Raw genomic sequence first — 9,506 nt, 5'->3', positions numbered from 1 at the left:
GATTCGGCGAGCGCCCCAGCGCTGAACGCCGGCCTCGGGTGGAAGATCCAGCGGATCGGGATCCGGCAAGGACCACAGTGACAACAGAGTCATAAACAGGGAAAAGAATTCGATGCCTTCAATACTCTCCGATTGGTCAGCCAGAGCCGCCGCGGCCTTGTTGACCCTTGCCTGGGTTGCTTGGGCCCAGGCGGTACCGGTCAGCATCACGCTGACTCCGACGCCGGCAACAGCAATCGCCAGCGGCGATGCGCTGACGCTTGCCGTGCGTCTGAACGAGGCGGTCTCGTTCAACACGCTGGATGCGACGCTGGCGTGGGACAACCGCTATCTGGCCCCGGCCGATCAGGTGGCGGCCGAGCCCTTCCTGGCCCTGGGGAGCGTCTTCGCCGGCACCGGCTTCGCACCGGCGGCGTACGGATCGACGCCTGGCGCGTCGTCGATCAGCATCGCGCTGTTCTCGTGGACCGACCCGGCCGAACGGGCCAGCGGCCCGGGTGAGCTGTTCAGCCTCAAGTTCTACGTTCGCGCGGCTGGCGGACTGCCCGCCAGCACGGTGATCCAGTTTGGCTCGCTGGGCGCGCCGGGAGAAGCGTTGGAAGGCGTGGGTCTGGCTCTGCAGGAGGTTTTCGATGCGAGCGGGAACGTCCTCGACCCCCAGCCCGAGCCCAATACGGCAGCGCCGCCGGCGCTTGCGATCAACCTGGTGCCCGAGCCGGCCTGCGGCCAGCTTTGCCTGGCCGGCTTGTTGGCGGCTGCGGTGCTGAGCAGGCGGAGGCGCCCGGCCTGAAACGGCCGGCAGTCGCGAGGCAGCGCGGCGAGGCGCGCTCGCCGTCGGGCTGAGCGATCTGGACTGGCCTTGGCCGCAGGCTGGCATCTGGCGTGGCGCCGCTTTGCCGGCTGAACTACCTGGCGTGCCAGTAACGACGATACTCGCTGCGGTACGCGCTGACTGCCAGCTCGTCAGCCAGCCGGATGTGCACGGCACCGTCGCGATCGCTGCGCCAGACTCGGCTGCCGGCGTAGCGTTCGACCACTTGCGGCCGCGGATGCTGAAAGCGGTTTCGGTAACCGACCGGAATGATCGCTTCGCGTGCACCGACGGCAGCGACGAAATCCGGTGTCGACGACGTGCCGCTGCCGTGGTGCGGAACGAGCAGAACGTCGCTGCGCAGTTGTGCGGTCGCCCGGCCGAGCAAGGCCTGCTCGTCGCGCGCCTCGATGTCGGAGGTCAAGAGGACGCTGTGATCGGCGTTTTCGATGCGCAGTACGCAGCTCATGTTGTTCGTCTTCGCGTTCGGCCGTTCGTAGTCGCTGGCGCTCGGATGCAGGATCGAGAAGCGGACGCCGTCCCAGTTCCATGCCTGACCGGCGACGCAGCGTTCGCCGGCGAGTTCGCCGACCGACGACAGCGTGCGGCCGATCGGCACCGCTTCCTGGACGGCGACGAGGCCGCCCGAATGGTCCTTGTCGCGGTGCGTCACGACCAGCGTATCGATGCGCTCGACACCGGTAGCACGCAGGTAAGGGACCACGATGCGCTGGCCGGCGTCTGATTCGGCGCTGTACAGCGGGCCGGTATCGTAAAGCAGCGCATGCCGGGCGGTACGCACGACGACGGCAAGGCCCTGCCCGACGTCGAGCACGTCGACCCACGCATCGCCCGGCTTCGGTCGCTCGGCTGGCGCAAAGATCGCTGGCAGGAGCAGGCAGAGTGCCAGCCAGCGCGCCGGAAAGCCGCGTGGCATCAACAGCCAGACGACGCCGACCAGAGCGAGCAGCGTCGCCGGCAGCGGCGGCGCCGGCTGTTCCCAAAGTGGCCAGCCGGCAAGCCAGCCCAGACATTCCATCAGAATGGCGAGCAGCCAATGGTCGACGTGCAGCAAAAGCGGCCAGGGAAAAACCGCGAAGAGCAGGGCGAGCGGTGTGATCACGAAGCTGACGAGTGGGATGGCGAGTGCATTGGCGGCTGGCGAGACCAGCGAAAACTGCTGAAAGAGCAGCAACATCAAAGGCAGCGTACCGACGCTGACCGCCCATTGCGTCGTTCCCCAATGCGCCAGCGCGCTGCGCCAGCCGCGTGCCGAGCCCAGGCGCGCCGTGCCGACCAGGAAAAGCAGTCCGACGGCAGCAAAGGAGAGCCAGAAGCCGGCGGCGAGCACGGCCCAGGGATCGAGCACGAGAACGAAGAACATGGCGAGCAGCAGGCTGCGGCTGGCGCCCAGGTTGCGGTTCGAGCACAAGGCGAGAGCCACGACGCTCAGCATGTAGAACGTGCGCTGTGCCGGCACGGCAAAACCGGCGAGCAGCGAATAGCCGCCAGCCGCCAGCCAGCCGGCGACGATGGCCAGCTTCGGCGCCGGCAGCCAGAGCAGTGCGCGCTCGCTGCGCCGCCACAGGAAGCCGGCGAGCGCCGCGAAGAGCGCGGCGACCATCGTCACATGCAAGCCCGAAATCGACATCAGATGGGTGACGCCGGTCTGCCTGAACAGACGCCACTGGTCAGCCGGAATCGCCTGCTGGTCGCCGATCGCCAGCGCGACGAGGACGCCGACGTAGGGCGCCTCGGGCAGCACGGAAAAGAACGAGCGGCGGATCAGGTCGCGCAAACGTTCGATCGCGTAGCCCGGACGCCAGACGAAATCGTCCAGCCGCTGCGCATCGGCGTTCGGCCTGACATAGCCGGTGGCACGCAGACTGCGCTCGAAGAGCCAGGCTTCATAGTCGAAGCCGTGCGGGTTGGCGTTGCCATGCGGGCGCTTCAGTCTGAGCGTGAAGCGCCAGCGCTCGCCGGGCCGGATCGCCAGGCCGTTGCGCCACTCGTCTTCGCGCCAGCCGTGATACCAGGAGAGATTGACCCGACGAGGCAGGCGGGCATCCGGCGTAAGGACCGCTTCGACATCGAATTCGAAGCGCTCGCCACGTTCGAATCCGTGCGGCAGCGCGGCGACGACGCCGACCACCTGCACGTCGCGCCCCTCCCACTCCGCGGGCAGCTCATCGTGCAGACGCCAGTCGGCGCGCAGTGCCGCCCAGGAAAAGCCGAGCAGGGCGCACATGGCGATCGACAGCCCGCGTCGAGCGAGCGGCTGACGGCGGAAGAGGATGAGCAGCAGCGCAGCCGCCAGCGCTCCCGCCAATGGCAGTAGCCCGGGCAGTGCCGGCTGCACCTGAAGAAGACCGACGCCCAGGGCGAAAGCGATGAGGTTGCTGCGCATGACGCATTAAACCAGATCGCGCGGGTACTTTGCCCGGCAAGTTCCACGGTCACCGAGTAAGGCCCAGCGGATATGCAACGGGCCAAGAAAAGGCGATACAGGCAAATCTCCCGGCCATCGGGGTTCAGTTCGTTCTGCCGCTGCAGCCCGTTCCAGGTCGCCCATGCTGACTTCAGCGCCGGTTACCGCGACCGTCAATCAGCGCGACGGCCGCTCCCTGCATGTGGACAAAGCCACCTTTGCCGAACTCGACCTGCTGGCGATCTATTGCGCGCTGGGCATCAGCGCCGCTTCCGGTGGAAGCAGGAGACTGATCAGGTGAATCACAACTTACGCGTTGGTAGTGCCACTCGACAGTCTCATTGCACGCAAGAAATTGATCTATTGAGAAGTTCTCGTGGGCTCGTCGAGCAGGCGCCAGGCCTCTCGAGCACCGACGGAATCAAGTGAGGGCACGGACCAGGGCAAGACGGCGGCGCCGCGAGTCTTGACCGCGAAGCTCAACCCGCATCGCTATCAGGTGAGTTATCACGCGGAGACGGACTCCGGACGCCGCGATCTTTATCGTTGCCTGGCGCGGTCGGTCGGCCTCACACCGAGTTATCGCCGGGCGCTGTTGTGGCGTGAGATCAAGGCGCCCAGCCGTCATCTGGCTGATCCGGTGGCGTTCTGCGACCTCCTCTTCCAGCTCGCCACCGCCTGCGAGAGCCACTCCCTCGTACCCCTGCGCCGTCATCATGACCGCTGAAGGAAGCTCTACGATCACGAGGAAGCTTGGCGCTCCCCGCTCAGCGATCGTCCATCTCGATCAAACGCCCTACTCGAGGTGCATCAGGTTGGCCAGGTACGCCAGCATCCCGCTGGGGACGTGCTCAAAACCTTGCTCAAAACGCAGGTCCACCAGGATCGCGTGACCCCGTGGGTCCTGCGTCATCGCGCACAACAGACTGCGGACCTCATCGGCCCGAGACGCCCAGCTGGGACCGACCAGGAAGCAGTGACAGGCGCAACCCTCCTTCGATTCGGTCAGCACCTTGAGCTCGGAACGGATCGCCTTGGACAGGCCGTTCCATGTTTCGTTGAAGACGAATCCCAGGTGGGCCTTGCCCTCTACTACGGCCTTGGCGGCGGCCAGATGATTGCCGGCAAAGACGAACTCGACCCCGGCAGGGTCTAAACCCAGCTCCGGAAGCAGGGCCAGGCCCAGGTTGTGGATAATCAGCTTATCGGTGGCGCTGGCGATCCTGGGCCGCCGTGGCAGCATCGCTGGGTTCGTGTCGCTGTGGGCCACCACGAGGGTCTCGTCAAAGATCCCCACCGGTCGCGCCACGGGGACAAAACCATGCCGACCAAAGATCACTGCACTATAGGGATTTGCATACACGAGGTGATGTTCGCTGGCCAGCACGCTTTCCCGCTCTTGGAGAAAATTGTCTTGCGGCGAGAAGCGGATGCGCGCGGCCAGTCGACGCTGCAGATACGCGTTGAGCAGGAACCACGCATGCACGTTCTTCGCGGTGTCGTGCGGACACACGCTCATATTATTGACCTTGGACCAATCGATTTTCGTCATCTGCATCTCCGCATCGGAACTCCGGCACCAGGCACCGGATCAGCCAAGGTAATGCCCCCCGGCCAGGTGCCACGGGTATGGCGCCCGGAGCGAATCAGGCCATCCGCGCCGACTCGGGACGCGCGCTCCGGAAGCTCTGATGTCTTGCTGGCCAGCGTTGTCTGGACGGTGGACGACGTAGGCGGTGCTCTATCCGCCCAATTCCGTGGTACTTGTTCTCGCCCCCGCGGGGGCAATCAGCCAACGCGGTAGGCTCCCGGGAGGCAATCGGAGGTCTTCCGCAAGCGCTCCGGGTCTGGAAGGTTAAGAGATCGAAGAGAGCTTTGCAACTATTCCAGACTTCGCTAAGCTGTGATGCATGCCCCTGCTGAATCAGATCGGTTCGACGCTCATGCGCGCTTTCGGCGCGAGCGCAGTCAAATTTTGTGTTTTAGGCGCGGCCGAGCGGCGCCTGTGGCGTGAAGCGTGCAGGGTCACTCAGGAGGGTGCTGAGGGGCAGTTGGAACCCGGGTTGGATTGCTGGGCCAGGAAAAGGCGGCTAGAAAAAGGGGGCCAGGAAGGGGGCCAGAAGAAGCGGAAAAAGGGGAAAATGGGAAAAGGAGGGAAACGGAACCAGGCGTTGGAAGGCTGCATTGTCAAAATCGACGTCATGCGCACTCAGATCGTCTTGCGGGAAGCCTGTCCGCCTTGGTGGGCGCATGTTCCAGAAAACCATTCTCCAGCGCCAACTGTCCGATCCTGGCGTGCAGCGCCGTCAGGTTCGGATCAGCGTTCGCCGGATGGCTCACGTCATCAAGAACCTGAACCGCAGTTTCCGTCAGTTGCCGCTGCCAGTCGGTTATCGAGTTCGGGTGGGGGCCGTACGGCTGCGCCAGCTCCACCAACGTCTTGTCGCTCGTCAGCGCTGCCGGCGCCATCGGCGCCTTGAATCCCGGCGTGTGCTTCCGCCTCGTCCTTCTCGTCATGCCATCGCTCCTCTTGGGGCTGCTTCCGCAGCCGTTCGATGGGACATGACTACCCCGTATCCCGCTGTCCACAATTCCGGGGTCACCTCGCCATGCGGCCAGGCTCGACGGCAATGATCGGGCGCAAATTTTGGCCCCTTTGCTTGCCGGGCGTCTGACCGCATCAAGCGCCAAATGCCCTGGTCGAAGTGGCGGCTGGGAAACGGAAAGAACGCGCGGCGTGCTAAAATTGGCCGCTTGATCTGGACGCCGACGCTCCGCCGGAAGTCGCGTCGGAAGCGGAACGACGATGGAAGCCTTCGCCAAAGAAACCCTGCCCGTCAGCCTCGAAGACGAGATGCGCCGGTCGTATCTCGACTACGCGATGAGCGTCATTGTCGGGCGCGCCTTGCCCGATGCGCGCGATGGCCTGAAACCGGTACACCGGCGCGTGCTGTTTGCCATGCACGAACTGTCGAACGACTGGAACAAACCGTACAAGAAGTCGGCGCGCATCGTCGGTGACGTCATCGGCAAGTACCATCCACACGGCGATACCCCGGTCTATGACACGATCGTGCGCATGGCGCAGAGCTTTTCGCTGCGCTACATGCTGATCGACGGGCAGGGCAACTTCGGCTCGGTGGACGGCGACAACGCCGCCGCCATGCGCTACACGGAAGTGCGTATGGCGCGCATCGGGCACGAGCTGCTCGCCGATATCGACAAGGAAACGGTGGACTTCGGACCGAACTACGATGGTTCGGAGGAGGAACCGCTGGTCCTTCCGGCGCGCATCCCGAATCTGCTGATCAATGGCTCTTCCGGCATCGCCGTCGGCATGGCGACCAACATCCCGCCGCACAACCTGAGCGAGGTGGTCGATGCCTGCCTGTTGCTGCTCGGTAACGCGGAGGTGACGATCGACGAACTGATCGATGTCCTGCCGGCGCCCGACTTTCCGACCGCCGGGATCATCTACGGTGTCGCCGGTGTGCGCGAGGGTTATCGCACTGGGCGCGGGCGCGTCGTCATTCGTGCGCGCACGCATTTCGAAGACATCGACCGGGGCAATCGGCAGGCGATCATCGTCGATGAGCTGCCTTACCAGGTCAACAAGCGGACGCTGCTCGAGAAGATCGGCGAGCTGGTCAACGAGAAACGCATCGAAGGAATCTCCGACCTGCGCGACGAGTCCGACAAGTCGGGCATGCGCGTCGTCATCGAACTGAAGCGCGGCGAAGTCGCCGATGTCGTCCTCAACTGTCTGTACAAGCAGACGCAGTTGCAGGACACCTTCGGCATGAACATGGTGGCGCTGGTCGACGGACAGCCGCGGCTGTTGAATCTCAAGCAGATGATCGAGTGTTTTCTCCGTCATCGGCGCGAGGTGCTCACGCGGCGTACGGTTTTCGAACTGCGCAAGGCGCGCGAGCGGGCGCACATTCAGGAAGGATTGGCCGTTGCGCTCGACAATGTCGATGAAATCATCGCGCTGATCAAGGCGTCAGCAACGCCGGCCGATGCCCGGCGCAGCCTGATGGCGCGGCTGTGGCAGTCGCCGACGGTGGCCGAGATGCTGCAGCGCGCGGCGCTCGACGCGACGCGTCCGGAAGGGCTGGGACTCGAGTACGGGCTGTCGCGCAGCGGTTACCTGCTTTCCGAAGCGCAGGCGCAGGCGATTCTTGATCTGCGTCTGCAGCGCCTGACCGGGCTCGAGCGCGAGAAGATCGTGGCCGATTTCAGCGAGTTGCTCGCACGGATTGCCGACCTGATGGACATCCTCGCCCGTCCCGAGCGGATTACCGAGATGATCGGCAACGAGCTGACGGCAGTACGCGCCCAGTTCGGCGACAAGCGGCGTTCGGAAATCGTGACCCATACGCAGGATCTGGGGATCGAAGACTTCATCACGCCGGTCGACATGGTCGTCACGCTGTCGCATACCGGCTACGTCAAGGCGCAGCCGCTCGCTGATTACCGTTCGCAACGGCGCGGCGGGCGCGGCAAGCAGGCGGCGGCGATGAAGGAGGACGATTTCGTCGATCATCTGTTCGTCGCCAATACGCACGATTTCATTCTCTGCTTCACCAACCGCGGGCGGGTCTACTGGCTCAAGGTCTACGAAGTTCCGCAGGGAACGCGGACGAGCCGCGGCAAGCCGATCATCAATCTTTTTCCTTTCGAAGAAGGCGAGAAGATCGGTGCCATCCTGCCGGTCAAGGAGTTTGCTGAAGACCGCTACGTATTCATGTGTACCGCGCAGGGGACGGTCAAGAAGACGCCTCTGTCGGACTTTTCGAATCCGCGCAAGAGCGGCATCATCGCCGTCGCGCTGGACGAAGGCGATGTCCTGATCGGCGCTGAAATCACCAACGGCCGGCAGGACGTGGTACTCGTTTCGGATGCCGGCAAGGCGGTCTGGTTCGACGAGGAAGATGTGCGACCGATGGGCCGGACGGCGCGCGGCGTACGCGGCATGAAGCTGGCCGAACAGCAGCAGGTGCTGTCGCTGCTGGTCGCCGACAGCGAGCAGCAGACGGTTCTCGTGGCGACCGAAAACGGCTTCGGCAAGCGCACCGCGCTGGCCGATTTCCGCCATTCCGGGCGGGCGACGCAGGGCGTCATCGCAATCGCGGCGAGCGAACGCAACGGCAAGGTGGTCGCTGCGCGCCTGGTATGCGACGAAGACGAGATCATGCTGATCACCACCGGCGGCGTCCTGATCCGCACGCGCGTGCGCGAGATTCGCGAACTCGGGCGGGCGACGCAGGGTGTGACGCTGATCGCGCTCGATCCGGGCGAAAAGCTCGCCGGGCTGGAGAAGGTGGTCGAAAGCGAGGACGATCCCGAACTGGCCGCGGCGGCGGCTGCGGTCAACCCGGCGTCGGGTGACGATCAGGAGCCGGCATGACGCGCTACTCGTCTGGTGCGTCGGGCGAAGGTGCGGCGTGTGCCGCGAACGCTCAATGAACGAAGGCCCGACGAACGAAAAGCTGGCGAGCGAACTGGCGGCCGTCCGCCAGCAGATCGACGCGCTCGACGCGCAGCTTCTTGCGCTGCTCAATCAGCGCGCGCGGCATGCGCAGGAGGTCGGCGCGATCAAGCAGCGGCACGGTGAGGGCGGCGTCATCTATCGACCAGAGCGCGAGGCGCAGGTCTTGCAGCGAATTCAGGCGATGAACCCGGGCCCGCTGCCGAACGAGAGTGTCACCTGGTTTTTCCGCGAAGTGATGTCGGCCTGCCTGTCGCTCGAACAACCGCTCGGCATCGCTTTCCTTGGCCCCTTCGGTACTTTCTCGGAAAGCGCGGCAACCAAGCACTTCGGGCACGCCGCCAGGCTGATGCCGCAACCTTCGATCGACGACGTTTTCCGCGAGGTGGAAGCGCTGCACGCCGACTACGCGGTAGTGCCGATCGAGAACTCGACCGAAGGCGCGATCGGTCGGACGCTCGACCTCCTGCTCAACACGCCGTTGAAGATTTGCGGTGAGGTCGTCCTGCGCATCCACCAGCACCTGTTGTCGAATGCGCGGGCGCTCGACGAGGTGACGAAAGTCTATTCGCACGCGCAGTCGCTGGCGCAGTGTCACGACTGGCTGAACCGCTCGTTGCCGCAAGCGCAGCGCATCCCGGTCGGGAGCAATGCACAGGCCGCTCAGTTTGCCGGCAGCGAGCCCGGCGCCGCCGCGATCGCCGGTCAGGCGGCGGCCGAGCGCTATCAACTGCCGCAACTGGCGAGCAACATCGAGGACGAGCCGAACAACACGA

Annotated in this window: 7 protein-coding genes and 1 pseudogene; 5 read left to right on the top strand and 3 right to left on the bottom strand. The window is 64.6% G+C overall.

The genetic code is table 11. The features are described from left to right. Positions 1-112: 112 nt before the first annotated feature. Positions 113-790 carry a cohesin domain-containing protein gene (locus RKP46_RS19490; RefSeq protein WP_311108158.1) on the top strand — a complete coding sequence of 226 codons (678 nt, stop codon included), beginning with the start codon at positions 113-115 and terminating at the stop codon, positions 788-790. 115 nt (positions 791-905) lie between these two features. Here RKP46_RS19490 and RKP46_RS19485 read toward each other — a convergent pair whose 3' ends face one another. Continuing rightward, complete coding sequence (locus RKP46_RS19485) at positions 906-3,218, bottom strand: DNA internalization-related competence protein ComEC/Rec2 (RefSeq protein ID WP_311108157.1); 2,313 nt, start codon at positions 3,216-3,218, stop codon at positions 906-908. A gap of 163 nt (positions 3,219-3,381) precedes the next feature. Between RKP46_RS19485 and RKP46_RS19480 the strand changes: the two genes are divergently transcribed. Then, on the top strand, positions 3,382-3,540 hold the full coding sequence (locus tag RKP46_RS19480) for a hypothetical protein (RefSeq protein WP_311108156.1): 159 nt from the start codon (positions 3,382-3,384) through the stop codon (positions 3,538-3,540). 165 nt (positions 3,541-3,705) lie between these two features. Then, positions 3,706-3,966 carry a hypothetical protein gene (locus RKP46_RS20285; RefSeq protein ID WP_409194170.1) on the top strand — a complete coding sequence of 87 codons (261 nt, stop codon included), beginning with the start codon at positions 3,706-3,708 and terminating at the stop codon, positions 3,964-3,966. Between the two features lie 69 nt (positions 3,967-4,035). On the opposite strand, the gene RKP46_RS19470 is transcribed toward RKP46_RS20285, so the two are convergent. Next, positions 4,036-4,791, bottom strand: a complete 756-nt coding sequence (locus RKP46_RS19470; RefSeq protein WP_311108155.1) for a PhnD/SsuA/transferrin family substrate-binding protein — start codon at positions 4,789-4,791, stop codon at positions 4,036-4,038. A 666-nt stretch (positions 4,792-5,457) separates the two neighbouring features. Then, positions 5,458-5,756: pseudogene (locus RKP46_RS19465) on the bottom strand (transposase); the annotation flags it as partial. Positions 5,757-6,045: 289 nt separating this feature from the next. On the opposite strand from RKP46_RS19465, the gene gyrA reads away from it, so the two are divergent. Both gyrA and pheA read left to right on the top strand, forming a co-directional pair. Then, positions 6,046-8,649, top strand: a complete 2,604-nt coding sequence (gene gyrA, locus RKP46_RS19460) for a DNA gyrase subunit A (protein WP_311108153.1) — start codon at positions 6,046-6,048, stop codon at positions 8,647-8,649. 55 nt (positions 8,650-8,704) lie between these two features. Then, the coding region (pheA, locus tag RKP46_RS19455; RefSeq protein WP_311108152.1) for a chorismate mutase at positions 8,705-9,506 on the top strand (802 nt) is incomplete at its 3' end.

The organism is Accumulibacter sp. (assembly GCF_031732815.1).
Lineage (GTDB): Bacteria > Pseudomonadota > Gammaproteobacteria > Burkholderiales > Rhodocyclaceae > Accumulibacter.
Note: the sequence above shows the minus strand (reverse complement) of the source record. Positions and strands in the feature narration are given on the sequence as shown.